Origin of the sequence: Bradyrhizobium sp. Gha, from assembly GCF_900113735.1 — a bacterium.
Taxonomy (GTDB): Bacteria; Pseudomonadota; Alphaproteobacteria; order Rhizobiales; family Xanthobacteraceae; genus Bradyrhizobium.
This window is the reverse complement of sequence record NZ_FOQM01000023.1, coordinates 88,900-113,592: the sequence shown is the minus strand read 5'-3', so window position 1 is coordinate 113,592 and position 24,693 is coordinate 88,900. Positions and strand designations below refer to the sequence as shown.

The following is a 24,693-nucleotide window of genomic DNA, read 5'->3' as shown; positions in this document are numbered from 1 at the left end:
GAGCTTCCGGAACACGAGAGACGAGTTCAAGCGCGTGCCGTCGCCATCATGCGACCCACCCCAGACATGAGAAAGCGCCCGTGGGGGGCGGGCGCTTTCCGTAGTCGACTTGGGGTTGGGGTCGTCTACATATCCACGTGGCGACTTTGGGGGGCTGGTAAAGAGCCGCGTGAATTCCTGAAACTCAAAATCTCCTTAGCGAACGAGCGATGCGTTCGAACTGGTGATCACAACCGGCTTGCCGGCCTTGATGACGCGAGCAGTCTGGGTCAGGCCTTCATCCGAACTCGTCCGCGCCGAGATGCCAAAGCCCGCGAGCGCGATGCCAGCAAAGAGCGCCACGGCCACCACCTTCAGGTGGGTCGAGCGATCTGCGCTGTAGATCGAGTGGTTCATGGAAGCCTCCTGCCGCCACCTACCCGAAGTAGTCGCCAGCCAGTTCAGGCAGGTTCATGCTTCCGGTGCCCAACAACCTAGTATCGGGAGGATTCGTTCCCAAGAGGCCATCACAACAGCGTGACAGGGCGTGAAACATCGCGATCGGAACCGGAGCCTTGACCGCTAAATCATATAATTATTTCAATGATGTAATGTGCTTGTCAGGCGCCTTTATCAACGTTTGGTCGGAAAGGCGCCAGGAGCTCGGAAACCATTTGCCTGTGGCCGAAAAACACGCGGCTTCTTAAGGCAAATCAGATGCTTCCAACCGTCTTCAGCCTCGCTCTCGGGTGGATTTCGGCCTGCGACAGCACGGTCGTCTGGGCCCGGAACCGCTCCACCAGGGAGCGGACGAAGGGACGAATTGCCGCAGAGGTGACCAGCACCGGTGCCTCGCCTTCGCGGGCGGCGCGCTCGAAGGCCTCCCGCACGGCGGTCATGAACTCCGACAGCTTGGAGGGCTGCATCGCGAGGCTGCGCTCCTCGCCCTGGCCGATGATGGATTCGGCAAAGGCCTGCTCCCACCGCGCCGACAGCGCGATCAGCGGCAGATAGCCGGCATAGGAGGTGTTCTGCGCACAGATCTGTCGCGCGAGCCGGGCGCGGACATGTTCGACCATGGTCGCGGGGTTGCGCGAGAAGGCGAGCGAGTCGGCGATACCTTCGAGGATGGTCGAGAGGTCGCGGATGGAGATGCGCTCGGCGAGCAGCAATTGGAGCACGCGCTGGATGCCGGAGACCGTGACCTGTCCGGGCACGATGTCCTTGACCAGCTCACTTTGTTCCTTCGGCAGCTCCTTGAGCAGCTTCTGCACCTCGCCATAGGACAGCAGGTCCGACATGTTGGCCTTGAGCAGCTCGGTGAGGTGCGTCGAGAGCACGGTCGCGGCGTCGACGACGGTGTAGCCTTTGAGCGAGGCCTCTTCCTTGAGGCTGGCATCGACCCAGGTTGCGGGCAGTCCGAAGGTCGGCTCGGTGGTGTGGATGCCGGGCACCTGCACCTGGCTGCCGCCGGGATCCATGACCATGAACTGGCTCGGCCAGATCTTGCCGGTGCCGGCGTCGACCTCCTTGATCTTGATGATGTAGGTGTTGGCCTCGAGCTGAACGTTGTCGAGGATGCGCACCGCCGGCATCACGAAGCCCATCTCGATGGCGAGCGAGCGGCGCAGCGCCTTGATCTGCTCGGTGAGACGATCGGTGCCGTCGGGGCCGTTGACGAGCGGGAGCAGCGCATAGCCGAGCTCGATCTTGAGGTCGTCGATCTTCAGCGCGGCGGAAATCGGCTCCTCCGCCGCTGCCGCGCCCGGCGCACCCGGTGCGCCGGCCACCGGCGCGGCCTTGGCTGCTGCCTCGGCCGAGGCGGTGGTCTTCTTGTGGTTGCGCGCGGTCCAGGCCAGCGCGCCGGCGCCGGCGCCGAGCGCGAGGAACGGGATGGTCGGAATGCCCGGCAGCGCGGCCAGCACCAGCATGACGGCCGAGGACATCGCCAGCGCCTGCGGATAGCCGGAGAACTGCTTCATCAGCGCCTTGTCGGCGGCGCCGGAGACGCCGGCCTTGGAGACCAGCAGGCCCGCTGCGGTCGAGACGATCAGGGCCGGCACCTGGGTGACGAGGCCGTCACCGACGGTCAGCAGCGTGTAGCTGCGACCGGCATCGGCAAAGGACAGGCCCTGCTGCGCCACGCCGATGATCATGCCGCCGACCACGTTGATGAAGACGATCAGCAGGCCCGCGATGGCATCGCCGCGCACGAACTTCGAGGCACCGTCCATGGCGCCGAAGAAACCGCTCTCGTCCTCCAGCGCCTTGCGGCGCTCCTTGGCGACCTTTTCGTCGATCAGTCCGGCGGACAGGTCGGCGTCGATCGCCATCTGCTTGCCCGGCATGGCGTCGAGATGGAAGCGGGCGGCGACTTCGGCGATGCGGCCCGAACCCTTGGTGATGACGACGAAATTGACGATGATCAGGATGGCGAAGACGATGATGCCGATGACGAAATTGCCGCCCATCACGAAGCTGCCGAAGGCTTCGATGACGTGACCGGCCGCATCCGTGCCCTCGTGCCCGTGCGACAGGATCAGGCGGGTCGAGGCCATGTTGAGCGACAGCCGCAGCATGGTCGAGATCAGCAGGATGGTCGGGAAGGCGGAGAATTCCAGCGGCGCCTGGATGAACAGCGACGTCATCAGGATCAGGATCGACAGCGTGATCGAGATCGCCAGGAAGAGGTCCAGCACGACCGATGGCAGCGGCAGGATCAGCACCACCAGGATGGTGAGGATGCCGAGCGCCAGCGCGATGTCGCCGCGCTTGAGGATGGTGATGATATCGGAGAGGGAGGGGATCCCGGGCTTCGCTGCGCCTACGCCCTGTCCTGCGGTGACGTCGACCATGGTAGCTGCCTCCCCGCGCGACTGCCGTCCGCGCGCCCCAAACGTCTGCGCGGCAGCCGACGGGCCGCCGCTCCGAAAGTGAGGCACCGCACTGGCGTCCACGGGGGTCCTCCCGTTCTACGCGGCCGACGACACTCGACTTCACCCGGCAATTTTTGCCCGGTGTATGGTTAGCAAAGAGTTAACAAAGGATGCGGGAGGAGGTCAGGCCGGGGTATTCGGGGATTTTCCCGCGTCGTTCCGGGGCGGCTCGTAGAGCCGAACCCGGAACCTCGAGATTCCGGGTTCGATGCCGCGCATCGCCCCGGAATGACGGCTGAGGGGGCTGCCCTATTTCGCCTTCTGCAGCTTCGTCACAGTGTATCCCGACGCCTCCTCCTCGGCCTCGAACGACACCTTGTCGCCGACCTTCACTTGCTTGAGCATGGCCGGGTCCTTGACGCGGTAGACCATGGTCATGGGCTCATCCATGCCGAGGCTCGTGGCGGCGCCGTGCTTGAGCGTGATCCTGCCTGCGCTCTCGTCGATCTTCTTGACCTCGCCGCTGATCGAGGCGGCTTGCGCGAGCGCGCCCATGGCCAGGCCCAGCGTCAGGGCGAGCGCTGCGGCGGTGCGGATGATCGGCTTCATTGATGTCTCCATTGTCTTCATTTCACGGTGACGTGGCCGACCATGCCGTAGTCGCGATGATCGGGAATCAGGCAGGAGAATTCGAAGGTGCCTGATTTGGTGAACTTCCAGACGATCTCGGCGGTCTTGTTCGGCGCCAGCCGCACCCCGTTCGGATCGTCGTGCTCCATGTGCGGATGCTTCTTCATCACCTCGGCATGCGCGAGATTTTCCTTCGTGGTGGCGAGCAGGAATTCGTGATCCTCCTTGCCGACATTGCGCAGCACGAAGCGGATCTGCTCGCCGCGCTTGACCGTGATGTTCGACGGCTCATAGGCCATCTCGCTCAAGGCGATCTCGATGGTGCGTGCCGGCTTGTTGGGATCGCCGGGCTCGCCAGCCGAGAAACCGTGGTGATCATGACCCTCATGCGCGAGGGTTGGTGCGGCCGAGAGCGCGGCCAGCACGAGAGCGAGTTTGGTCGTCTTCTTCATTGTAGTCTCCGGTTGGTGGTTCATCGAAACGCTGGTCACATCTTCATCTTCGGCATCGGCGCTGCGGGTTGCCGCGCGGGCTCCGCCGCGGGTGAAGCGACCTCGTAGGCGACGGTGCCTTGCGGAAATTGATAGGGGCCGGGATCGCGGTAATCGCCGTGCGCGAGGTCCTGGCGGATCTTCATCACCGTGAACATGCCGCCCATCTCGATCGGACCGAACTGGCCGGCGCCCGACATCATCGGCAGCGTGTTGTCGGGGGCGGGCATCTCCATGTTGCCCATTGCCATGCCTGATTGCCCCATCACCATGGCGTCGGGCGCGAGCTTGCCGACGGCCTTGGCGAGATCCTTGCGCGACACGCCGATCATGTTGCGCATGTCGTGTCCCATCGCGTTCATGGTGTGGTGCGATTTGTGGCAGTGAAACGCCCAGTCGCCGGGGTTGTCGGCAAGCACGTCGAAGACGCGCACCGCGCCGACGGGAACGTCGGTGGTCGTCTCCGGATATTGTGCGGTCTCGGGAATCCAGCCGCCGTCGGTGCAGGTCACGGCAAAGCTGTGGCCGTGCAGATGGATCGGATGGTTGGTCATGCTGAGATTGCCGATGCGCACGCGCACCTTGTCGCCGAGCCGCACCGGAAGCGGATCGATGCCGGGAAACACCCGCGCATTCCAGGTCCACATGTTGAAATCGGTCATCTCGTTGACGCGCGGCAGATAGGTGCCGGGATCGACGCGATAGGTGCTCATCACGAAGACGAAGTCGCGGTCGACGGGCCGGAAATTCGGATCGCGCGGGTGCACGACGACCATGCCCATCATGCCCATCGCCATCTGCACCATCTCGTCGGAATGCGGGTGATACATGAAGGTCCCGCTCTTCCTCATCTCGAACTCGTAGACGAAGGTCTTGCCGGGTGGAATGTGCGGCTGGTTCAGCCCGCCGACACCGTCCATGCCGCTCGGAATGATCATGCCGTGCCAATGCACGGTGGTGTATTCGGGCAGGCGGTTGCTGACGAAGATGCGAACCTTGTCGCCTTCGATCGCCTCGATGGTAGGCCCCGGCGACTGACCGTTATAGCCCCAGAGATTCACCTTCATGCCCTCGGCGAATTCGCGCACCACGGGTTCGGCCACGAGATGAAATTCCTTCCAGTCACCGTTCATGCGGAACGGCAGCGTCCAGCCGTTGAGTGTGACGACGGGGCGATAGTCCGGACCGCTGGTGGGGTGCAGCGGCGGCTGCATCACCGCCTTGTCCATGTGAACTGCTTCCGGAATCGATGCGGCCTGGACGCGGCCGCTGACGGCAGACGCGCCCACGAGCGCGGCGGTGCCCAAAAATCCTCGGCGGGAAAACATGCTGGCCTCCCTGTCAGTGGCCGCCATCGGCAGGCGCGGCCGCGGCGATATTGGTTGGATTGTCGCCGCCGGACGCAGGCACGCCGCCGCCGTTGACGGCGGTCTGCAGCCCGGATTGGGCGAGGAAGAAGTTTTGCCTGGCGTCGATCGCACCGCGCAGCGAGGCGAGGCGCTGCCGCGCCTCTGTCAGGAGCGCGAAAATGTCGACCTGCATGCTGGAGAAGCGCAACTGCATCTCCTCGGTGATGATTTTTCGCAATGGCAGGATCTCGCGCTGATAGTGGCTCGCGATGTCGTAGGTCGAGCGATACACCCGATAGGCATCGCGCGCTTCCGAGCGGACGTTCACGGCGCGCTCGGTCAGGCGGTTGAAGGCGAGATTGTAGGTCTCCGCGGCTTGCCTCACGCGCACCTCGCCGCCATCGAAGATCGGGATCTGGAACTGAACATCAAAGCCGCGCTCGCGGAACGGCGCGCCGTCCGGATCCTGGGTCCGGCGGGAGATCCCGGCGAGATCGAGCAAGGTGAGGAAGCGGGTTGCCTCGGTCAGGTTCAACGACTTCGCCAGCGCAGTCAGCTCCAGCCGCGCGATCTGCAAATCGATGCGATGGGCGACTGCATCTGCCTCGATCGAAGGCAGCGTCTGCGGTCGGCGCGGCAGCGGCGGCAACGCGTTGGGCAGACGGAAGTCGAGGCCGTCGTCCCACAGCCCCATCAAACGCGCGAGTCTTTCGCGCGCACTCGTTGCCGCCTGGCGCGCCGTTGCGAGATCGGCGGTGGTCTCGGCGTAAAACACCTGCTCGCGGGCCTGATCGAGCTTGTTGACCGAGCCAGTCTCGCCGAGCTTGACCGCGAGCTGCGCGGTGGATTCCGCCGTCGCCTTCGCGTCGGTGAGCAGCACCACCATCTCGTTTCCGGCAACCGCGCGGACGTAAGCGCGACGCACATCCGCGGCGAGCCGCAGCGTCGCCAGCGCCGCGCGCAATTGCGCCTGGCGAAAGCGCCCGCGCGCGATGTCGGAGCGAAATGGCAGCGTAGCCAATGCCAGGATATCGCCGACCACCTGGCGCTCGATCTCGCTGGCGCCATTGCCCGAGATCCGCGAGATCGAGAATACCGGATTGGGCGGCAGACTCTGCTCGACCAGATCGGTCTCGACCAGCGCCAGTTCGTTATAGGCGGCCTGCAGCCCCTTGTTGTTGAGCAGCGCGATCTGCACGGCGGTCTCGATGGTCAGCGAGCGCGCCAGCAACCGGCGAATGGTCGCATCGACGGCCTCGGCGCCTTCGGCTGATCGGACGAAGGCGACGTCCTTTTTGATGGTCTGGCTGGTGAGGTCCGAGACCGTCGTCATGCCGCCGTCCGGCGAGAACGACATGCAACCGGCAAGACTCGTTGATAAGAGCCCGAACGCGGTGAGCATGAGCAGGCCCCGCGCGAGATGATGTGCCATGGCGCGCTCCTACCGGTCTTGCTTCGGCTGCGGCGCGACGGCGTCGTTGCGGTCCCGCCATGGTGCCGGTGTCGCGGGCCGCAGGCTGGTGTAGGGCGCGATGCTCGAGCGATGGTCGACGCGTGCCACCTTCGCAGCCGGATCGGCAGGGTCAGCACTGGCGACTTGTGTCGTTGCCGGTATGCAGCCGGATAGTGCGAGCGCAATCACGGCCAGCAGCGGCCAATGGAACCAAAAGCGTCCTCCCCGCGCCGCAGATGCGGCGGCGGATCTCGCCCCGAGAAGCGTAAGCATGAGCAATTCCTGATCTGTCTGGAGACCACAGGTTCGCGCGCGCGGGAATGCGCGCTCGTCCTGACGTCGTCGCGTGTCAGATCAGGTGATGGGAGGGCGGTAGTGCCGGGGTGGCGCCGCACTGTGCAGGCTTACCACGATCTCAGGCACGCAGGCGGACATCGGCTGCTGCGGCTTGCCGACATCGGGCAGATCGGCCGGTAGCGCGCTGGCGCACATCATGGCGCAGCACGGGCCAACATGGCCCTTGCTTTGATGAGGGTGCGGGCCGGGCGCGTCCTGCGCCTGGTGATGAGCGTGTATGCCGGCGTGGTCGTGTGTCACGTCCCCGTGGATGTGGCTGGCCGACATCTCACGATGCGCTGGCAAGAGCACGAGATCGTCGTCGAAGCACGAGGCAGCGCCGCTGCTCCAGGCGAGGCTCGCGGCCGGCGCGAGCACGCAGAACAGATAGGCGAGGGCGATGATCCGCCCCACCCTCATCCGCATCGATCGCGTCATCCGCAGCAAGATTCCGACAGCCATGCTCTCCGCGCGGCATTGTTGCGCCCCGCAGATTGCAAACTAATGGCAAAGCGGCGTTTCGCCAAGCTCCTTCTTACCGCAGCGCACCGCGCATGCCCATTATCGCGGCACGATGCTTGACCGCGAGGTGTTCAGCGAACATGGTCCGCGCCGTGCACGCACCAAATCACCCAGAACAGAAACCGGCCTCATTTACTCCTGACTCGCGTCAGGCCTGGGTGCGGCTTTTGCTCGCACTGGTGATCGGCTCGATCGGCAGCGTCGGCATGTGGGCTGTGGTGGTTGTGATTCCCCTCGTACAGGCCGAATTCGCTGCCACACGAGGTGCGGTGTCGCTCGCCTTCACACTCATGATGTTCGGCTTCGGCCTCGGCGGCGTGATTGCAGGCAGAATCACCGACCGCTTCGGCATTGTGCCGGCGATGGCGATCAGTATCGCCTTCCTCGGCATCGCTAACGTACTGGCCGGGCTGTCGACGCAGCTTTGGCAATTCGTGGCGGCCTACTTTCTCATCGGCCTCGGTACCTCGGCGACCTTTGCGCCATTGATGGCGGAGGCCTCGCACTGGTTCGAGCGTTATCGCGGGCTCGCGGTGACCATCGTGGCAAGCGGTAACTATGTCGCGGGCACGATATGGCCGCCGATCGTGAGCTACGGCATGAATACCGTGGGCTGGCGCACCACTCACATCGGTATTGGCCTCGTCTGTGCGAGCCTGATGTCGGTCCTGGTGCTGGTTCTGCGCGCGCAGATGGGCGACGACAAGGTCCGCAATCACGCCAATGCGCCGCCGCCGCGGGTCGATCTCAAGCTCTCGACCAACACGCTGACGGTGCTGCTCTCGGTCGCCAGCATCTCCTGCTGCGTCGCCATGGCGATGCCGCAGGTCCATATCGTCGCCTATTGCGGCGATCTCGGTTATGGCGTGGCGCGCGGCGCCGAGATGCTGTCGCTGATGATGGCCTGCGGCATCGTCAGCCGCATCGGCTCGGGCTATCTCGCCGACAAGATCGGCGGCATCCACACGCTGCTGCTCGGGTCACTGGCGCAAGGCTTTGCGCTGGTGTTCTATTTGTTCTTCGACAGCCTCACCTCCCTATATCTGATTTCCGCGATGTTCGGCCTGTTCCAGGGCGGCATCGTGCCGAGCTATGCGATCATCGTCCGGGAGGCGATGCCGGCCATTGAAGCCGCAACCCGCGTCGGCATCGTGATCTTCGCCTCCGTGTTCGGCATGTCCTTCGGCGGCTGGGTCTCCGGCATCATCTTCGATGCGACCGGCTCCTACGCGGCCGCGTTCGCCAACGGCGTGGCTTGGAATGCCCTCAATGTCGGCATCGTCTTGACGCTGCTGATCCGCTCACGCCTCAGTTCGGTCAAGACAGGACCGAATTTCGCGGCCTAAACCGCCTGTCCCGCCTTCAACAGGGAGCAGCCGGTGATCTTGTAGCTCCCGTCCGCCTGCTGCTCGAGCGTGTAGAGCGCTTCCCAGGCTTCGTCATTGGCATCGATGATGTGAACACGCTGCGCAATCGCGCTGCCTTCGGTCTTGCTGTCGCCGAACTCAAAGCTCTTGTGGCGGTAGACGGGCGCGTAGCCGTTCTGGACCATCGACATGAAGATGTCGGGTGCGGGAAAGAGCTGCTTGATCGCCGGAGCGGCATAGGAATAGGCGGCGGTCGCATCGTCATGGACGAAGGCCTGCTCCTGCGCGCGGATCACGCCTTGCGCTGTCGTGACGTCGTCAGCGCGAGCGGTGAGGGGGCTGAAGGCAACAGCAAGGGCGACGACCAGGGCTGCGATGCGCATGACAGGCTCCGCTTTGATATGCCGGCGATGCTGATCCTAGCATGGCCTTGCACAAATACGGTCCTGCTATCGCTTCCGTTTCGCGGCCGGTTTTGCCGAACTGGCAGCGCGCGTCTTGATCTTGCCGGCGGGCTGCACGCGCAGTCCGTCCACAAACACGTCGAGCATCCGCAGCACCGAGGACTGCCAACCGGGCTGGTCGTGCATGTAGCACATGCCGAAGAACGCGCGCAGCAAGTCCTCGGGACTGATGTCGGCACGCATCGCACCGGCCGCGGCTGCGCGATCGAGCAGCGAGCCGATTGCCTTGGTCAGGCGCTCAAAAGAGAAGGTCTGCAATTCGGACCCGCTCTGCACCGCGAGAGCCAGGGCCGCCACCATCCCCTTTTTGGTCGCAACGAATTCGACACCTGAGCGCAGCCAGCGCCTGAGCGCATCGACCGGGTCCTTGGCGTTCTTCAGTTGCTCGGCGAGCTCGCTGAGCTGCTCGACCTCGCGCCGGTAGACCGCCTCGAACAGATCCTCGCGCGTCGGGAAATGCCGGTAGAGCGTGCCGATGCCGACGCCGGCGCGTTTGGCCACGGCCTCCAGGCTTGCCTCTGATCCGCCCGCGTTGAACACGAGCTTGGCAGCTTCAAGCACGCGCTCGCGATTGCGCACGGCATCCGCGCGAGGCTTTCGGCTCTGGTCGGTGTGGTCGTCCATATCAGGCAATGTAGATCACGAATTGGTTAGATTGAACCCTTGCTGAACCCTTGCAGGCCTGCATCGCGTTGTCTGCGCACGGGCTTTTGACGAATTCCAAATATTTTGGGGTGGCTCTTGTTAAACGGAGGGTGCCTCCGTATCTTCGCGGGTGCCGGCCCGGAACATGTCCGCGCTGGCGCGATATCGACGGCGGCCACGGCGGTGGCGCGCCGAACGACGAGCCATGTCCATCTCTGATCGGAGCCATTTATGAACCACTCCATCAGCCTCACCGTGAACGGTGCACGGCGCGACTTCGTCCTCGACGATCCCCGCGTCACGCTGCTCGATCTCCTGCGTGAGCGCCTCCATCTCACCGGAACCAAGAAAGGATGCGACCGCGGCCAGTGCGGCGCCTGTACCATTCTGGTCGACGGCAAGCGTATCAATTCCTGCCTCGCGCTCGCCATCAGCCATGAAGGGGCCGACATTGTCACCATCGAAGGCGTCGCCCGTGGCGACCAGCTCCATCCCGTCCAGGCCGCGTTCATCGCCCATGACGGATTCCAGTGCGGCTTCTGCACGCCCGGTCAAATCATGAGCGCCATCGGCATGATGCAGGAAGCCCAGGCCGGCAATGATCCCGAACGCATCCGTGAATGCATGAGCGGTAATCTCTGCCGTTGCGGCGCCTATGCCGGCATCGTCGACGCCGTGCTCGAGGCGCAGGCCGGTGCCGACGAAACCAACCGGAGGCGCTCCGCATGAAACAGTTTGATTATGTCAGGCCCGCCACGGTCGCTGAAGCCGTTGCTGCCGCCGCCCAGCCGGGCGCGACCTATCTCGCGGCTGGCACCAATCTGCTCGATCTGATGAAGGGCAATGTCAGCCGTCCGGACCGGCTGGTCGACGTCACTCATCTTGACGGGCTCGATCGCATCGAGCGCCTCGCGGATGGGGCGTTGCGGATCGGTGCGCTCGTGAGCAATGCCGCCCTTGCGCATGATGCAGAATTCGCGAAGTCTTATCCCGCGATTGCCGAAGCGTTGCTCTCCGGCGCGTCCGCGCAACTCCGGAACGTGGCGACCGTGGGCGGCAATCTGCTGCAGCGGACGCGCTGCGCGTATTTCTACGACACGGCGAGCCGCTGCAACAAGCGCGAGGCCGGCTCCGGCTGCGATGCCCGGGATGGCGAGAACCGGGCGCATGCGGTGCTCGGCTGGAGCGAGAGCTGCATCGCGACCCATCCATCCGACTTTTGCGTGCCGCTGGTCGCGCTCGATGCCATCGTCGAGATCGAAGGCAAAAATGGCCGTCGCGAGATCCCGCTCGACGAATTGCATCGCCTGCCCGGCAATACGCCCGGACGTGAATCCGCGCTGGAACCGGGTGATCTCATCGTCGCAGTGCGTCTGCCGGCGGCGGCGCGTGGTTTTGCTGCGCATGCGCGCTATCTCAAGGTGCGCGAGCGCACGTCCTACGCGTTCGCCATCGTCTCGGCCGCGGCGGCGCTGCGAATCGAGAACGGCAAGATCGCGGAGGCGCGGCTTGCGCTTGGCGGTGTCGCCGCAAAGCCCTGGCGCGCACGCGCCGCGGAGGATATCCTCAAGGGTGTTGCGCCCACGGCGGATGTTTTCCAGGAAGCCGCCTGGCGCGCGCTCAGCGACGCAAAACCGTCCGGCGACAACGCCTACAAGATCGAGCTGGCGCGCCGCATCGTCGTGCGTACGCTGACCCTTGCTGCGGCCGGTACGCCCGCGCGTATCCCCGCGCTGCCCGCTTCCCCCTTTGCTTCGACGTCTGGAGCCATTCATGCCTGAGCTCAATCTCACCAGCGCACCCGCGCATCTCCGCCACGGCTCCAGCATCGGCCAGCCGATGACCCGCCGCGACGGCGTGCTCAAGGTCAGGGGACAGGCGACCTATGCCGCCGACAATCATCCGCCCGGCATGCTGTTTGCGGTGATGGCGGTGTCCAGCATCGCGCATGGCCGCGTGACCTCGCTCGATGTCGCCGCCGCCAAGCGTCATCCCGGCGTCATCGACGTGATGACGCCCGACCACAAGCCGCAGCTCGCGATCGATCCTGAGATCAAGACCAACCCGTTCGTGTTCCGGATGGAGGTGTTGCAGAGCGACGAAGTCCGTTATGCAAACCAGCCCATCGCGGTCGTGATCGCGGAAACGCTCGAGGCGGCGACGGAAGGCGCCGTGCTGCTGGCGCCGCGCTATGAGATGCTCCCCGCCCTCGTTGGGCTCGATGCCGGGGAAAGCTTCGTGCCGCCCGTCGTCGGTGTCGGCAATCCTGCGGAAATTCACCGCGGCGATGTCGAGGCCGGTCTAGCGGCCGCGGACAAGCAGATCGATGCGATCTACGAGACGCCGCCGCAATATCACAACGCGATGGAGCCGCATGCCATCGTCGCGCACTGGGACGGCGACAAACTGCAGATCGACATGCCGACACAGGGGCTCATGCTGTCGCTCGGACGTGTGGCCGAGCTGTTCGGCATTGCGCCCGACAAGATCCATATCCGCAGCCCGTTCCTCGGCGGCGGATTCGGGTCGAAGGGGCTGATGGCCGGTCCTCCCGTCCTCGGCATCATGGCCGCCAAGCTGGTCGGCAAGCCGGTCAAGCTCGTGCTGCGCCGTGAGCAGATGTATGGCCCGGTCGGCCACCGCGCGCCGACTCGCCAGCGCTTGCGCATCGGTGCCGACGCCGATGGCCGCCTGACCGCGCTCGATCACCACGCGCGAACCGTGTCGAGCACGTTCGACGATTTCTACGAGCCAGCGGCCGATGCCTCGCACACGCTCTATGCGGCGCCCGCGATCCGCACCTCGCATGACGCCGTGCGCGTCAACACCGGCACGCCACTGTTCATGCGCGCGCCGGGCGAGGCGACGGGGTCGATTGCGTTGGAAAGCGCGATCGACGAGATGGCCTGGGCCTGCGGCATGGATCCGCTCGCCTTCCGCTTGAAGAACTATGCCGAGGTCGAGCCGATCACCGGAAAGCCATTTTCCTCGAAAGCGCTGCGTGCCTGTTACGATCAGGGCGCCGCGCGTTTCGGCTGGGCGAAGCGCTCGCTTCAGCCGCGACAGATGCGCGACGATGCCGGACTGCTGGTCGGCTGGGGGATGGGCACCGCGACGTTCCCCGCGCTGATGTTCCAGGCCGAAGCGCGCGCCGCGATCCGCGGTGACGGTACTGGCGCAATGGAGATCGGCGCGCACGACATGGGGCAGGGCGCCTGGACAGCGCTTGCGCAGATCGCAGCCGACGCCGTCGGCCTCGATATCGACCGCATCACGTTCAAGGCGGGCACGTCCGATCTTCCTGATGCGGGCATCGCCGGCGGTTCCGCGCACACCGCAACCGCGGGAGCTGCGATCCATAGCGCCGGCGCGGCCGTGATCGCCAAGCTTGCCGATCTCGCCACCAATGACGAGCGATCGCCGCTGTTCGGCGCCGGCAATGCCGGTGTGATCGCGCGCGACGGCCGGCTGATCCGGCGCGACGACCAGAGCCGCAGCGAGAGCTACACCGAGATTCTCGCGCGTGCCGGCGTCGCCGAAGTCGAGGCGCGCGGCACCGGTGCGCCGAATCCGGCGGCGATGGAAGAGTATGCGATGCACGCCCATGGCGCGGTGTTCGCTGAAGTGAAGGTCGATCCCGAGCTCGGCCAGATCCGCGTCACCCGCATGGTCGGCGCCTTTGCCGCGGGCCGTATCGTCAACCCGCATCTGGTGAAGAGCCAGCTGTTCGGTGGCATGATCTGGGGCATGTCCTTTGCACTGCACGAGGAGGCCGTCACCGACCGCCGCAGCGGACGGGTCATGAATGCCAATCTGGGCGAATACCACATCCCCGTGAATGCCGACGTGCCGCCGCTCGACGTCGTCACGGTCGAGGAGCACGACCCCCATGTGAACGCGCTCGGCATCAAAGGCGTCGGCGAGATCGGCATCACCGGGAGCGCCGGTGCGGTTGCCAATGCCGTCTGGCATGCGACCGGCGTGCGGGTGCGCCGCTTCCCGATCCGGATCGAAGAGCTGCTGAAGGGCCTCTAACGGCACCGGGTGGGGCGCGATCATCTCGCGCCCTCCGCCTCAGAACGTCGGTGGCGTGCAGGCCGAGATCACTTCGCACGGCTTGCCGCCGACACAGCGGAAGCGATGCGGGCGGCGGCTCTCGAAATAGTAGGCGTCACCCGGATTGAGGATGCGGCGTTCGTCCTCGACGGTGACCTCGAGCTTGCCCGAGATCACGATGCCGCCTTCCTCGCCGTCATGGACGAGGTGCACGCGTCCGGTGTCGCTGCCGGGCTCATACCGCTCTTTCAACATCTGCAGGCTGCGGCCGAACAGATTGTCGCCGATCTGCCGATACGAGATCGGCTTCTTGCCGACCTCGGTGAGCTCCTCCGCCCGGTAGAAGATCTTGCGCCTCGATTCCGGCTCCAGCGCGAAGAACTCGGCGAGCCCCATCGGGATGCCGTCGAGGATGCGCTTGAGCGCGCCGACCGACGGGTTCATCTGGTTGGATTCGATCAGCGAGATCGTCGAATTGGTGACGCCGGCGCGTTTTGCCAGCTCGCGCTGCGACAGCTTGTGGCGGGCCCGGATGAATCGCAGCCGTCCACCGATGTCGACGCTCATGGCTCTGGCCTCTGTTGCAGGTGTTGCGGATCGCGCAAATATGGACCAGCAGGCCCCGTGAAATCAATGGCTTGCAGATCGCCAGAAAAGGACTTGTTGCGCTATCGAAGCCGTGGCTCTGCTAGGCGGTCAGCACAGGAGCGTGGCCGTGACCCTTCATCAGATTCCGAACACTATCAAGACCGACTCGTTCTGGATGCCGTTCACGGCCAACCGCCAGTTCAAGAAGGCGCCGCGCCTGTTCTCGTCGGCCGAGGGCATGCACTACACCACCGTCGACGGCCGCAAGGTGATCGACGGCTCTGCTGGCCTCTGGTGCGTCAATGCCGGCCATGGCCGCAAGCAGATCGCCGCCGCCGTCGAGCGGCAGCTGATGACGCTGGACTTCGCGCCGACCTTCCAGATGGGCCATCCGCTCGCGTTCGACTTCGCCGAGCGCCTTGCCGAGATCGCGCCGAAAGGCCTCGACCGTGTCTTCTTCACCAACTCCGGCTCTGAATCGGTCGACACTGCGCTGAAGATCGCGCTCGCCTATCACCGTGCCACGGGCCAGTCGAGCCGCACCCGCCTGATCGGCCGCGAGCGCGGCTATCACGGCGTCGGCTTCGGCGGCACCTCGGTCGGCGGCATGGTCGCCAACCGTCGCGCCTTCGCCACCCTGCTGCCTGGTGTCGATCACATCCGCCACACCCATGATCTCTCGCGTAACGCTTTCGCCAAGGATCAGCCGGACCACGGTGCCGAGCTCGCTGACGATCTCGAGCGTCTGGTCGCCCTGCACGGTGCCGAGACGATCGCCGCCGTCATTGTCGAGCCGGTGCCGGGTTCGACGGCGGTGCTGCCACCGCCGAAGGGCTATCTGCAGCGCCTGCGCACGATCTGCGACAAGCACGGCATCCTCTTGATCTTCGACGAAGTCATCACGGGCTTCGGTCGCCTGGGTACGCCGTTCGCCGCCGACTTCTTCGGTGTCACGCCGGACCTGATGACGACCGCCAAGGGCATCACCAACGGCACCATCCCATGCGGCGCGGTGTTCGCGAGCCGCAAGGTGCACGACGGCATGATGGTCGGCCCCGAGAACCAGATGGAGCTGTTCCACGGCTACACTTATTCTGCGCACCCGACCGCCTGCGCCGCCGGCATCGCCACGCTCGACATCTACAAGGATGAAGGCCTGCTCACGCGCGGTGCGACCATGGCCGAATACTGGCGCGATGCGCTGCATCAGCTGAAGGGCTTGCCTAACGTCGTCGACATCAGAAATTGCGGCCTGATGGGCGCGGTCGAGCTGGCGCCGCGCGACGGCGTCGTCGGCGCGCGCGGCTACGACGTCATGGTCGATTGCTTCAATACGGGCCTCTATCTGCGCATGAGCGGCGACAGTTTCGCGATGTCGCCTCCGCTCATCGTGGAGAAGAGCCACATCGACCAGATCGTCTCGATTCTTGGCGACGCCATCAAGAAGGTGGCCTGATAATTGCTCTCGCCGCCGCAGGGTTCTATCTTGCAGCGGCGAGCGTGATGCCGCGGGAGTTTGACCAAGCGTGAAAGTTCTCATCCTCGGCAGCGGGGTCATCGGTGTCACCTCTGCCTATTACCTTGCCCGTGCCGGTCATGAGGTGACGGTCGTCGATCGTCAGCCCGAACCCGCGCTGGAGACCTCGTTTGCCAATGCCGGCGAAGTGTCGCCCGGCTACTCCTCGCCATGGGCTGGTCCCGGCGTGCCGGTGAAAGCGGTCAAGTGGCTTCTGATGAAGCATGGTCCGCTGGTGATCCGGCCGAAGCTCGATCCCGTGATGTGGGTCTGGCTGCTCAAAATGCTGCGCAACTGCACCAGCGCGCGCTATGCGGTCAACAAGAGCCGGATGATCCCGATCGCGGAATACAGCCGCGATTCTCTGCGTGATCTGCGCCGCGACATCGGGATTCAATATGACGAGCGTTCGCAGGGCACGCTGCAGCTGTTCCGCTACCAGGCCCAGCTCGACGGCACCGGCGAAGACGTCGCGGTGCTCAAGCAGTACGGTGTGCCCTACGAGACGCTGAGCCGCGAAGGTTGCATCGCGGTCGAGCCGGCGCTCGCGGGTGTGAAGGAAAAATTCGTCGGCGGCCTTCGGTTGCCGCAGGATGAGACCGGCGATTGCCACATGTTCACGCAGGCCCTGGCCAAGCACGCCCAGGCGCTTGGCGTGCGCTTCCTGTTCAACACCGGCATCGACCGCATCGTCACCGAGGGCGACCGCGTCAGCGGTGTCGCGACCAGCGCCGGCCTGTTGCAGGCAGATAGCTATGTTCTCGCGCTCGGAAGCTATTCATCGCGAATGGCCGCGCCGCTCGGCATCTCCCTGCCGGTCTTTCCGGTGAAGGGCTATTCGATCACGGTGCCGATCAAGGACGCCTCCGGTGCACCGGAATCGACCGTGATGGACGAAAGCTACAAGGTCGCGATCACCCGTCTCGGCGACCGCATCCGCGTCGGGGGCACCGCCGAAATTTCCGGCTTCTCGACCCGCCTTTATAATGCGCGCCGCGCCACACTCGATCATTCCCTGACCGACCTGTTCCCGCGCGGCGGCGATCTCTCCAAGGCCACGTTCTGGAGTGGCCTGCGTCCGATGACGCCGGACGGTCCGCCCGTGATCGGCCCGACGCAATATGCCAACCTGCACCTCAACACCGGCCACGGCACACTCGGCTGGACCATGTCCTGCGGTTCGGGGCGGGTGCTCGCGGATATGCTGTCGGGCAAGAAGCCGGATGTCGATGTGAGTGAGTTGACAGTGGATCGGTATCAGCACCGGTTTGGGTAGGCGCCTCTCTCTCCTCGTCATTGCGAGGAGCCCTTGCGAAGCAATCCAGACTGTCTCCGCGGAAAGATTCTGGATTGCTTCGCTTCGCTCGCAATGACGGGGGAGAGAGCTTACGCCCCCGTCACACAATTCACCCACAGCACCACCGCCTTCGCCTGCTGCGCTGGATTGGCAAACCGGTGCGGCCTGCGGCTTGCAAACCGAAAACTGTCGCCGGTCTTCAGCGACCACGTTTCGCTGTCGACCGTCAGCATCATCTCGCCTTCGAGCACGAGACCGGCTTCCTCGCCGTCATGGGTGTACAGCTCATCGCCAGTGGAGCCGCCGGGCTCCAGATGGACCAGGAACAGGTTGAGCTTGTTGTCGGCGTTCGCCGGGCTCAGCAATTGCTTTGAGACGCCAGTGCGCCAGAGCTTCAGCTCTGGCCGCTGCAATCCACGCGTCACCACCTGATCGGATGCGCCGTCGGCGCTCGGGCTTGCGCCGAACAACGCGGCAATGCCGACGCCGAACACGTCTGCGAGCGTGGCCAGCACGCGCAGTGACGGTGACGACAGGCCACGCTCGATCTGGCTGAGAAAGCCGATCGACAGCTCGGTACGCGCCGCAACTGTTTCGAGTGAGAACTGCCTGACGCGCCTGAGATCGCGGATGCGGCGGCCGACCGCGACGTCCATCGCGGGCTCCGCCGGCTTCGCCGTCGCCTTCTTGCCGCTCGTGGCCTTCTTCGCCGGCTTCGCGGAGGCCGGTTTGCGCATTCTTTTGCCACCGCTCACGTCAAACCGCTTCCTTCATGTGCATGAAAACCGCTTGCATGATTCGCGAAACTATGACCAAATTTTCATATTGGTGAAAATAGGTCGAAACGGTTTGGCCCGCAACGTCTGATCACGACATGCGCGAGCGCCGTCATCGGCAAGCCCAAAGGGGGACGCGATGAAGCTTTTTGGTCTGGCCGCGGTTGCGGCGCTCGCGATTGCAGCGGTGACACCCGTTTCGGCGCAGCAGGTGCTGAAGGTCGGCTCGACGCCGACGGGTATTCCCTTCACCTTTCTCGACACCAAGACCAATTCCATCCAGGGCATCATGGTCGATCTCGTCACCGAGATCGGCAAGGACGCCGGCTTCAACGTGCAGATCGAGCCGATGCAGTTCTCGGCGCTGATCCCGTCGCTGACCTCGAGCAAGATCGACATCATCGCCGCCGCAATGTTCATCACCGCGCCGCGCAAGGAGGTCGTCGACTTCTCCGACCCGATCTACACCTATGGCGAAGGCTTGGTGGTGCCGAAGAGCGACAACAAGGCCTATGCCACGCAGGAGGATCTCAAGGGCGAGACCGTGGGTGCCCAGGTCGGCACCGCCTTCGTCGATGCGCTGAAAAAATCCGGCTTGTTCGCCGAGGTGAAGGCATACGACACCATTCCCGACATCCTGCGCGACGTGAACACCGGCCGCCTCAAGGCCGGTTATGCCGACTATCCGATCCTTGCCTACAATCTGAAACAGGGCGGCTTCCCCGAGGTGCGCCTCGTCGACGGCTACAAGCCCGTCACGGTCGGCTCCGTCGGCATCGGCGTCCGCAAGGGCGAGAGTGCGCTGCTCGGCAAGATCAACGCCTCGCTCGCCAAGCTGAAAGCCAATGGCACCATCGACAAGATCCTCGATAAATGGGGCCTGAAGGCTCAGGGTTGATCGAGGCTGATCGCGCATCGAAGGCTGCCCATGAAAGGTTTCTGGCGCGACGCCGCCGAGTTCTTTCCGATCCTGATGAACGGCGTCGCGCTGACCATCATCGTGACGATCGGCTCGCTGCTGCTATCGACGGCTCTTGGCCTGATCTGGGCAATGATGCGGGTCTCCGGCATCAAGGCGCTGGCGATGCTCAGCGCCAGCATGATCAATCTGATCCGCGGCATCCCGATCATCGTGCTGCTGTTCTACCTCTACTTCGTGATGCCGGATCTCGGCGTCACGTTATCGGCCTTGCAGGCCGCAATTCTCGGCCTTGGCATCGCCTATTCGGCCTATCAGGCCGAGAACTTCCGCGCCGGCATCGAGGCGATCGACAAGGGCCAGATCGAGGCCGCGCAGTCGATCGGCATGGGCTGGTGGCTCACCATGCGGCGCGTGGTGCTGCCGCAGGCGGTGCGCATCGTGCTGCCTCCTTACGGCAACGTCATGATCATGATGCTGAAGGATTCGTCGCAGGCCTCGACCATCACGGTCGCCGAGCTCGCCCTGCAAGGCAAGCTGATCGCGTCGTCGACTTTCAAGAACACCAACGTGTTCACGCTTGTAGCCTTGATGTATCTCACCATGAGCATCCCGCTGATCCTGCTGGTGCGTCATTTCGAGAAGCGAGCGGGCAAGAAATGATCGAGCTCAGCGACGTCCACAAGAGCTTTGGCAACGTGGAGGTGCTCAAGGGCATCACAGCCTCCGTGCAGAAGGGTGAGGTGGTTTGCGTCATCGGACCGTCAGGCTCGGGTAAGTCCACCATCCTGCGCTGTATCAACGGACTCGAAAGCTACGACCGCGGTGAGATCAGCATCGAAGGTTTGAAAGTCCACCGCGATGCGCCGACGATTGTCGAGATCCGCACCCAGGTTTCGATGGTGTTCCAGCGCTTCAATCTGTTTCCGCATCGTACCGCGCTCGAAAATGTCGTCGAGGGGCCGCTGTTCGTGAAGCAAGAGCCGCGAGCCGAGGCGTACGAGCGGGGTCGCGCGCTGCTTGCTCGCGTCGGGCTGGCCGAGAAGGCCGATGTGCACCCGCCGCAGCTGTCCGGCGGCCAGCAGCAGCGCGTCGCGATTGCGCGGGCGCTAGCCATGCAGCCGAAGGCAATCCTGTTCGACGAGCCGACCTCGGCGCTTGATCCCGAGCTTGTCGGCGACGTCCTTGGCGTGATGCGCAAGCTCGCCGACGAGGGCATGACCATGGTCGTCGTGACCCACGAGATGGGCTTTGCCCGCGATGTTGCCGATCGCGTGTTGTTCATCGACGGTGGCGTCATCGTCGAGCAGGGGCCGGCCAAGGCGTTGCTCAATCAACCCCAGCATCCGCGTACGCAGGACTTTTTGCGCCGCGTGCTGCATCCGCTCTGACCGGTTCTCGCCATGACGCGTCTGTCTCTGCCACCCTCACTCTATGCCGACACCGCCGTCGCGCCGGTGGCCACGCCACCGCTCGACATGGACAAGAGCATATCCGTCGCGATCGTCGGCGGCGGCTACACCGGTCTCTCCACGGCATTGTATCTGGCGGAGCAGGGCGTCGAGGCGCTGGTGCTGGAGGCGCAGGAGCCGGGCTGGGGCGCGTCCGGTAATAACGGCGGGCACACCAACCCCGGCCTGAAGCATGACCCTGACAAGATCGAAGCAGATTTCGGCGCCGATCTCGGCCGCCGCATGATCGCGTTCTCCTACGGTGCCACCAATTTCACGCATGATCTGATCCGCCGTTACCAGATCCCCTGCGAGGCGCGACAGAACGGCACGTTGCGCGCGGCCTACAACGAGGCCAGCGCCGCTGCGATCGAGAAGACGGCGCAGCAATGCATCCGTCGCGGCATGCCGGTGACGTATCTGAACCGCGAGCAGTTGCGCGAGATGACCGGTACGGATCGCTACATCGGCGCCATGCTCGATACACGCGGGGGCGACCTGCATCCGCTCAGCTACGCCCGCGGCCTTGCGCGCGCCGCGCTCTCTGCCGGCGCGAAGGTGCATGGCGAGACGCCGGCGCTATCGCTGCGCCGCGACGGCAGCCGTTGGCGCATCGCGACGCCGCGCGCGGTGGTGCATGCCGACAAGGTGCTGCTCGCGACCAATGGCTTTACCGACGATCTCTGGCCCGCGCTCCGCCGCACCATCGTGCCGGTGTTTTCCTCGATCGCTGCCACTGCGCCGCTGACGGAAGAGGTCGCGCGCTCGATCATGCCGAGGCGGCCGGTGCTCTACGAGAGCGGTCACATCACTGTCTATTACCGCATCGACCAGCAGAACCGGTTGTTGATGGGCGGCCGCGGCCCGATGCGCTGGATCAAGTCGCCTGATGATGTGGCCTATCTCATTCGTTACGCCGAGCGTCTCTGGCCGCAGCTCAAGGGCGTCACCTGGACCCATGGCTGGAACAGCCGGCTTGCGATCACCGGGGATCATTATCCGCATGTGCACGAGCCCGCGGAAAACATCCTGATCTCGCTCGGCTGCAACGGCCGCGGCGTTGCGCTCTCGACCGCCATGGGCGCGCAGCTCGCGCGCCGTCTGATCGGCGGTCCCAAAGCCGAGATCGACATGCCCATCACCGGCATCAAGCCGATCCCGATGCACGCATTCTGGCCGGTCGGTGTGACCACCGCCGTGATCGCAGGCCGGGTACGCGACCGGCTCGGCATTTGAAAAAGGCGCCGCTGGAGCGGCGCCTTGGATGATTAACCGGTTGAAGGTCAGCAGCGGCCCTGCTTCCACAGGCCGGGCGGGCAGCCGTGACCGCGCCAGCCGACCTTGCGCCCATGCCACCATCCGGGCGGCGTGCCGTGGTGGTGATGGCCCAACCCGTGGCCATGACCGTATCCGTGGCCATGACCGCCCTTGGCAAATGCCGCGCCGGGCATCGTGAAGCCGGCCGCAATGATCAATGCTGCGGCGAGCGCGAGCTTCTTCATCCTAACTATCTCCTCTTGGGCACGCATCTGTCCGTTCGATGGACATCGATCGCGGTGTCGCGGGCAAATATGGAGGAGTCGTGGCGCTCAAGACTCCGCCACGGCGTCGGCCCAAGGCTGAAAGATCTCGACCGCGCCGGAATTGAGGTCGCCGTCGCGCATCACCACGCTCGGGCAGGCGAATTTCTGCGGCAAGGCCTGCACCTGGCTCTCTTCATAATCGAAGCGAGCGGCCAGGGTTTTACGTATCTCCGCTGGCAGCCTGACATCGCCGATCACGACCGCGCCCTCGCTGGCGTCGATGCGCGGCTGGTGGATGGCGGCATCGAGGTCCATGCCGAAATCCATCGCAAACGATACGAGCTGCATCACCGAGGGCAGGATGCGGCGTCCGCCGGAAGCACCGACCGCAAGGCGCTTGCCATCCCTGGTCTCGGCGATGACGGGCGTGTAGTTGCAGAGGCAGCGCTTGCCTGGCGCGAGCGAATTGGTGGTGCCGGGTGTCGGATCGAACCACATGATGCCGTTGTTCATGGCAATGCCGCTGTGCGGCGTCACGTATTTCGAGCCGAACGAGGACAGCAGCGTCTGCGTCACCGCGGCGATGTTGCCGTGACGGTCGACGACCGAGAAGTGCGTGGTGCAGGCGGGCGCGAGATATTCGGCGCCGAGCGAACGCTTGCCGTCGGCATCGCCCATGTCCTTGAGCCGCTCGCGGAAGGCCGCCTGCAGGGCGAGCGCATATTCGACATAGGCGGCTGCATCGGGTGCGCTTGCCGGCTTCAGGCTCTGCTGCAGCAGGCGCAGTGCATGCGCCATGGTCGGTCCGGCCGTGAGTTCCGGCGTCGCATGGACCTTGCCGCCGCGATAGGGGATCGCCAGCGGCTCGCGCAGATGCGCGCGAAACGCGGCGAGATCCTCCACCGACAGCGAGCCGCCGTCTGACCTGATGTCGGATGCGATGCCTTTGGCGAGATCGCCCTGGTAGAAATCACGTGGACCGGCTTCGGCAAGGTGCGACAGCGTCGCCTTGAGCGTGTCCTGTGGCAGCCGCACCTCGGACTTGATCCCCCATGGCGGGCTCGGCGGCAGGCCGTCCTTCAGGAATGCAGCCGCGCTGGCGGGGTAGCGCCGGAGATCGGCCGCCGAGGCCGTGATCGTCAGCGCGGTCCACCAATCGACCAACAGACCTTCGCCGGCGAGGCCGACTGATGGTGCGACCAGATCCTTCCACGACATTCTGGCGTAGCGGCGATGGGCCTCCTCCATGCCGGCGACGACGCCCGGCACGGCAATCGCGCCGGGTCCGTGAATGTTGCGGTCGTCCGTCACCCGCGACCAGGGAAACAGGTCGGAGGCCGCCCCTTCGCCGCTGAGCGGATAGTCCGATACGCGCAAGCTCTGCGGCGCGCACATGCCGTAGTCGATCACCTCGTACCGATTTTCCTTGGCGCGGTAGAGCACCATCGCGCCGCCGCCGCCGATGCCGCTGTTCCAGGGCTCGAGCACGTTCAGCGCAAAAGTGGTCGCGACGATCGCATCGACGCAATCGCCGCCCGCAGCCAGCACCTGCGCGCCCACCTCGGCCGCCCGCCGTGATTGCGAGGCGACGATGCCGCCCTTGGAGGTGATGGCGGGTTTGCGGACGGTTTGGTTGGGGCTGAACTGATCGGGCATGATGTCGCTTGTGCTCGCTTTGGCTTCGGGCGGGCGAAGAATGGCATATCGCCATCAACGAGAACATCCAAAGCGAGACGCGACATGGCAGGTGTGAAACAGGCGCGTGATGGCGCCGTCGGGATCTTGACGCTCGACGAGCCGGCAAGCCTGAAGGCGACGACGTCAGGCCTGCTCGGCGCGCCGCCGTCGTCGAGATGGCAGAAGATGGAGAGGAGGAAGCGGGCCCGTTCAGAGCCCGCGGTTCAGCCGGCTGGCCTGATATTTGGCGTGCCATTTCGGGCCCGGGCCGCGCATGTAGTGCAGCTCGGGACGGTACGGGTTGCCCGCGATCAGCAGCAGCTTCTGCAATTTGCCGGCGACGAAGGTGATGGGCTGGCGGAACAGGGTCAATGAAGCGAACAGCATGGCATCACCTCAATGCGGCTTGCCGAGCATCGCGGTGAAGGGAAGATCGAAGATCTCCTCGCCGTCGTCGTCGCTGACATGGATCACCCAGTCACGCCAGTCTTCGGCGCCGGGCGTCTCGATCATCGCGCGCATGATCTGGGCAGCGCGGTCGCGCGCCTCGGCGAGGTTGGCAACTGCCGCGCCATAGTGGTCGATCAGCGTGCCTTCGGTGTTCGAGCAGTGGAAATACATCTGAACCATACACGCCTCCTCTGGAAAGCGATTTGGATCGCATATCGGTACCACCCGCACAGCGCGAAAAATATTCGGGCTGAACCCGGTAAGGGAATCTACGGAGATTGGTCGGCACCAAGAGCCCCGCGGGTTTGATCACAGCCGGGTGAGGTTC

At 64.6% G+C, this 24,693-nt stretch carries 26 protein-coding genes; 10 read left to right on the top strand and 16 right to left on the bottom strand.

Annotated features, from left to right (window positions below; all coding sequences use genetic code 11):
- Positions 1–195: 195 nt before the first annotated feature.
- The 8 genes from BM222_RS25210 to BM222_RS25175 all read right to left on the bottom strand — a co-directional run bounded on the left by BM222_RS25210 (position 196) and on the right by BM222_RS25175 (position 7,576).
- Positions 196–396, bottom strand: a complete 201-nt coding sequence (locus tag BM222_RS25210) for a hypothetical protein (RefSeq protein WP_092233715.1) — start codon at positions 394–396, stop codon at positions 196–198.
- Positions 397–692: 296 nt separating this feature from the next.
- Positions 693–2,834: a flagellar biosynthesis protein FlhA gene (gene flhA / locus BM222_RS25205; protein WP_177243450.1), complete on the bottom strand. Its 2,142-nt coding sequence runs from the start codon at positions 2,832–2,834 to the stop codon at positions 693–695.
- Between the two features lie 330 nt (positions 2,835–3,164).
- A complete protein-coding gene (locus BM222_RS25200; RefSeq protein WP_177243449.1) occupies positions 3,165–3,464 on the bottom strand; it encodes a copper-binding protein in 300 nt (99 codons plus the stop codon).
- Between the two features lie 17 nt (positions 3,465–3,481).
- Entirely contained in the window at positions 3,482–3,937 is a 456-nt protein-coding gene (locus tag BM222_RS25195) for a cupredoxin domain-containing protein (protein ID WP_092233709.1), read from the bottom strand.
- Between the two features lie 35 nt (positions 3,938–3,972).
- Positions 3,973–5,304: a copper oxidase gene (locus BM222_RS25190; RefSeq protein ID WP_092233796.1), complete on the bottom strand. Its 1,332-nt coding sequence runs from the start codon at positions 5,302–5,304 to the stop codon at positions 3,973–3,975.
- Between the two features lie 13 nt (positions 5,305–5,317).
- Complete coding sequence (locus BM222_RS25185; RefSeq protein WP_092233707.1) at positions 5,318–6,757, bottom strand: TolC family protein; 1,440 nt, start codon at positions 6,755–6,757, stop codon at positions 5,318–5,320.
- 9 nt (positions 6,758–6,766) lie between these two features.
- Complete coding sequence (locus BM222_RS25180) at positions 6,767–7,051, bottom strand: hypothetical protein (protein WP_092233700.1); 285 nt, start codon at positions 7,049–7,051, stop codon at positions 6,767–6,769.
- 81 nt (positions 7,052–7,132) lie between these two features.
- Positions 7,133–7,576, bottom strand: a complete 444-nt coding sequence (locus tag BM222_RS25175) for a hypothetical protein (protein ID WP_244547237.1) — start codon at positions 7,574–7,576, stop codon at positions 7,133–7,135.
- A gap of 140 nt (positions 7,577–7,716) precedes the next feature.
- On the opposite strand from BM222_RS25175, the gene BM222_RS25170 reads away from it, so the two are divergent.
- A complete protein-coding gene (locus tag BM222_RS25170) occupies positions 7,717–8,982 on the top strand; it encodes an MFS transporter (protein ID WP_092233697.1) in 1,266 nt (421 codons plus the stop codon).
- Here the strand turns inward: BM222_RS25170 and BM222_RS25165 are convergent.
- Together BM222_RS25165 and BM222_RS25160 are read right to left on the bottom strand one after the other, a co-directional pair.
- On the bottom strand, positions 8,979–9,386 hold the full coding sequence (locus tag BM222_RS25165; RefSeq protein ID WP_092233693.1) for a DUF4864 domain-containing protein: 408 nt from the start codon (positions 9,384–9,386) through the stop codon (positions 8,979–8,981). The two genes, BM222_RS25170 and BM222_RS25165, sit on opposite strands and share 4 nt — an antisense overlap.
- Positions 9,387–9,452: 66 nt before the next feature.
- Positions 9,453–10,091 carry a TetR/AcrR family transcriptional regulator gene (locus BM222_RS25160; protein WP_092233690.1) on the bottom strand — a complete coding sequence of 213 codons (639 nt, stop codon included), beginning with the start codon at positions 10,089–10,091 and terminating at the stop codon, positions 9,453–9,455.
- Positions 10,092–10,343: 252 nt separating this feature from the next.
- On the opposite strand from BM222_RS25160, the gene BM222_RS25155 reads away from it, so the two are divergent.
- Genes BM222_RS25155 through BM222_RS25145 form a run of 3 tightly spaced genes read left to right on the top strand, consistent with a single transcriptional unit; the run spans position 10,344 to position 14,147 of the window.
- Positions 10,344–10,841 carry a (2Fe-2S)-binding protein gene (locus BM222_RS25155; RefSeq protein WP_092233687.1) on the top strand — a complete coding sequence of 166 codons (498 nt, stop codon included), beginning with the start codon at positions 10,344–10,346 and terminating at the stop codon, positions 10,839–10,841.
- Positions 10,838–11,893 (top strand): FAD binding domain-containing protein, encoded by a 1,056-nt coding sequence (locus BM222_RS25150; RefSeq protein WP_092233684.1) that lies wholly within the window; start codon positions 10,838–10,840, stop codon positions 11,891–11,893. The genes BM222_RS25155 and BM222_RS25150 overlap by 4 nt, the downstream gene beginning before the upstream one ends.
- Positions 11,886–14,147 (top strand): xanthine dehydrogenase family protein molybdopterin-binding subunit, encoded by a 2,262-nt coding sequence (locus tag BM222_RS25145; RefSeq protein WP_092233682.1) that lies wholly within the window; start codon positions 11,886–11,888, stop codon positions 14,145–14,147. Before BM222_RS25150 ends, BM222_RS25145 begins: the two co-directional genes overlap by 8 nt.
- A 39-nt stretch (positions 14,148–14,186) precedes the next feature.
- On the opposite strand, the gene BM222_RS25140 is transcribed toward BM222_RS25145, so the two are convergent.
- Positions 14,187–14,735 carry a cupin domain-containing protein gene (locus BM222_RS25140; protein ID WP_092233681.1) on the bottom strand — a complete coding sequence of 183 codons (549 nt, stop codon included), beginning with the start codon at positions 14,733–14,735 and terminating at the stop codon, positions 14,187–14,189.
- 148 nt (positions 14,736–14,883) lie between these two features.
- On the opposite strand from BM222_RS25140, the gene aptA reads away from it, so the two are divergent.
- Positions 14,884–16,212: an omega-aminotransferase AptA gene (gene aptA / locus BM222_RS25135; RefSeq protein ID WP_177243448.1), complete on the top strand. Its 1,329-nt coding sequence runs from the start codon at positions 14,884–14,886 to the stop codon at positions 16,210–16,212.
- Positions 16,213–16,282: 70 nt separating this feature from the next.
- Positions 16,283–17,548 (top strand): D-amino acid dehydrogenase, encoded by a 1,266-nt coding sequence (locus BM222_RS25130; protein ID WP_092233677.1) that lies wholly within the window; start codon positions 16,283–16,285, stop codon positions 17,546–17,548.
- Positions 17,549–17,658: 110 nt separating this feature from the next.
- Here BM222_RS25130 and BM222_RS25125 read toward each other — a convergent pair whose 3' ends face one another.
- Positions 17,659–18,306: a helix-turn-helix domain-containing protein gene (locus tag BM222_RS25125; RefSeq protein ID WP_177243447.1), complete on the bottom strand. Its 648-nt coding sequence runs from the start codon at positions 18,304–18,306 to the stop codon at positions 17,659–17,661.
- Between the two features lie 178 nt (positions 18,307–18,484).
- Here BM222_RS25125 and BM222_RS25120 point away from each other — a divergent pair, with 178 nt between their 5' ends.
- Genes BM222_RS25120 through BM222_RS25105 form a run of 4 tightly spaced genes read left to right on the top strand, consistent with a single transcriptional unit; the run spans position 18,485 to position 21,951 of the window.
- On the top strand, positions 18,485–19,243 hold the full coding sequence (locus tag BM222_RS25120; protein ID WP_092233673.1) for an ABC transporter substrate-binding protein: 759 nt from the start codon (positions 18,485–18,487) through the stop codon (positions 19,241–19,243).
- A gap of 30 nt (positions 19,244–19,273) precedes the next feature.
- On the top strand, positions 19,274–19,927 hold the full coding sequence (locus BM222_RS25115) for an amino acid ABC transporter permease (protein WP_092233671.1): 654 nt from the start codon (positions 19,274–19,276) through the stop codon (positions 19,925–19,927).
- On the top strand, positions 19,924–20,655 hold the full coding sequence (locus BM222_RS25110) for an amino acid ABC transporter ATP-binding protein (protein WP_092233669.1): 732 nt from the start codon (positions 19,924–19,926) through the stop codon (positions 20,653–20,655). Before BM222_RS25115 ends, BM222_RS25110 begins: the two co-directional genes overlap by 4 nt.
- 12 nt (positions 20,656–20,667) lie before the next feature.
- Positions 20,668–21,951: an NAD(P)/FAD-dependent oxidoreductase gene (locus BM222_RS25105; RefSeq protein WP_092233667.1), complete on the top strand. Its 1,284-nt coding sequence runs from the start codon at positions 20,668–20,670 to the stop codon at positions 21,949–21,951.
- A gap of 47 nt (positions 21,952–21,998) precedes the next feature.
- Here the strand turns inward: BM222_RS25105 and BM222_RS40220 are convergent, their stop codons facing one another.
- The 4 genes from BM222_RS40220 to BM222_RS25085 form a co-directional block, all read right to left on the bottom strand.
- The gene (locus BM222_RS40220; protein ID WP_177243435.1) at positions 21,999–22,217 is read right to left on the bottom strand and encodes a hypothetical protein; all 219 of its coding nucleotides are present in this window, start codon (positions 22,215–22,217) and stop codon (positions 21,999–22,001) included.
- Positions 22,218–22,304: 87 nt separating this feature from the next.
- Positions 22,305–23,894 (bottom strand): gamma-glutamyltransferase family protein, encoded by a 1,590-nt coding sequence (locus tag BM222_RS25095; protein WP_092233665.1) that lies wholly within the window; start codon positions 23,892–23,894, stop codon positions 22,305–22,307.
- Positions 23,895–24,125: 231 nt separating this feature from the next.
- Positions 24,126–24,302 (bottom strand): hypothetical protein, encoded by a 177-nt coding sequence (locus BM222_RS41270; protein WP_177243446.1) that lies wholly within the window; start codon positions 24,300–24,302, stop codon positions 24,126–24,128.
- A 9-nt stretch (positions 24,303–24,311) separates the two neighbouring features.
- On the bottom strand, positions 24,312–24,545 hold the full coding sequence (locus BM222_RS25085) for a DUF6894 family protein (protein ID WP_092233661.1): 234 nt from the start codon (positions 24,543–24,545) through the stop codon (positions 24,312–24,314).
- Positions 24,546–24,693 lie beyond the last annotated feature (148 nt).

Coding starts and splice junctions, on each gene's coding strand:
- BM222_RS25095 (WP_092233665.1), bottom strand. CDS start 23,894: ATGCCCGATCAGTTCAGCCCCAACCAAACCGTCCGCAAACCCGCCATC.
- BM222_RS25185 (WP_092233707.1), bottom strand. CDS start 6,757: ATGGCACATCATCTCGCGCGGGGCCTGCTCATGCTCACCGCGTTCGGG.
- BM222_RS25195 (WP_092233709.1), bottom strand. CDS start 3,937: ATGAAGAAGACGACCAAACTCGCTCTCGTGCTGGCCGCGCTCTCGGCC.
- BM222_RS25140 (WP_092233681.1), bottom strand. CDS start 14,735: ATGAGCGTCGACATCGGTGGACGGCTGCGATTCATCCGGGCCCGCCAC.
- BM222_RS25105 (WP_092233667.1), top strand. CDS start 20,668: ATGACGCGTCTGTCTCTGCCACCCTCACTCTATGCCGACACCGCCGTC.
- BM222_RS25190 (WP_092233796.1), bottom strand. CDS start 5,304: ATGTTTTCCCGCCGAGGATTTTTGGGCACCGCCGCGCTCGTGGGCGCG.
- BM222_RS25180 (WP_092233700.1), bottom strand. CDS start 7,051: ATGCTTACGCTTCTCGGGGCGAGATCCGCCGCCGCATCTGCGGCGCGG.
- flhA (WP_177243450.1), bottom strand. CDS start 2,834: ATGGTCGACGTCACCGCAGGACAGGGCGTAGGCGCAGCGAAGCCCGGG.
- BM222_RS25160 (WP_092233690.1), bottom strand. CDS start 10,091: ATGGACGACCACACCGACCAGAGCCGAAAGCCTCGCGCGGATGCCGTG.
- BM222_RS25150 (WP_092233684.1), top strand. CDS start 10,838: ATGAAACAGTTTGATTATGTCAGGCCCGCCACGGTCGCTGAAGCCGTT.
- BM222_RS25210 (WP_092233715.1), bottom strand. CDS start 396: ATGAACCACTCGATCTACAGCGCAGATCGCTCGACCCACCTGAAGGTG.
- BM222_RS25085 (WP_092233661.1), bottom strand. CDS start 24,545: ATGGTTCAGATGTATTTCCACTGCTCGAACACCGAAGGCACGCTGATC.
- BM222_RS25110 (WP_092233669.1), top strand. CDS start 19,924: ATGATCGAGCTCAGCGACGTCCACAAGAGCTTTGGCAACGTGGAGGTG.
- BM222_RS25165 (WP_092233693.1), bottom strand. CDS start 9,386: ATGCGCATCGCAGCCCTGGTCGTCGCCCTTGCTGTTGCCTTCAGCCCC.
- BM222_RS25120 (WP_092233673.1), top strand. CDS start 18,485: ATGAAGCTTTTTGGTCTGGCCGCGGTTGCGGCGCTCGCGATTGCAGCG.
- BM222_RS25145 (WP_092233682.1), top strand. CDS start 11,886: ATGCCTGAGCTCAATCTCACCAGCGCACCCGCGCATCTCCGCCACGGC.
- BM222_RS40220 (WP_177243435.1), bottom strand. CDS start 22,217: ATGAAGAAGCTCGCGCTCGCCGCAGCATTGATCATTGCGGCCGGCTTC.
- BM222_RS25115 (WP_092233671.1), top strand. CDS start 19,274: ATGAAAGGTTTCTGGCGCGACGCCGCCGAGTTCTTTCCGATCCTGATG.
- BM222_RS25200 (WP_177243449.1), bottom strand. CDS start 3,464: ATGAAGCCGATCATCCGCACCGCCGCAGCGCTCGCCCTGACGCTGGGC.
- BM222_RS25170 (WP_092233697.1), top strand. CDS start 7,717: ATGGTCCGCGCCGTGCACGCACCAAATCACCCAGAACAGAAACCGGCC.
- BM222_RS25175 (WP_244547237.1), bottom strand. CDS start 7,576: ATGGCTGTCGGAATCTTGCTGCGGATGACGCGATCGATGCGGATGAGG.
- BM222_RS41270 (WP_177243446.1), bottom strand. CDS start 24,302: ATGCTGTTCGCTTCATTGACCCTGTTCCGCCAGCCCATCACCTTCGTC.
- BM222_RS25125 (WP_177243447.1), bottom strand. CDS start 18,306: ATGCGCAAACCGGCCTCCGCGAAGCCGGCGAAGAAGGCCACGAGCGGC.
- BM222_RS25155 (WP_092233687.1), top strand. CDS start 10,344: ATGAACCACTCCATCAGCCTCACCGTGAACGGTGCACGGCGCGACTTC.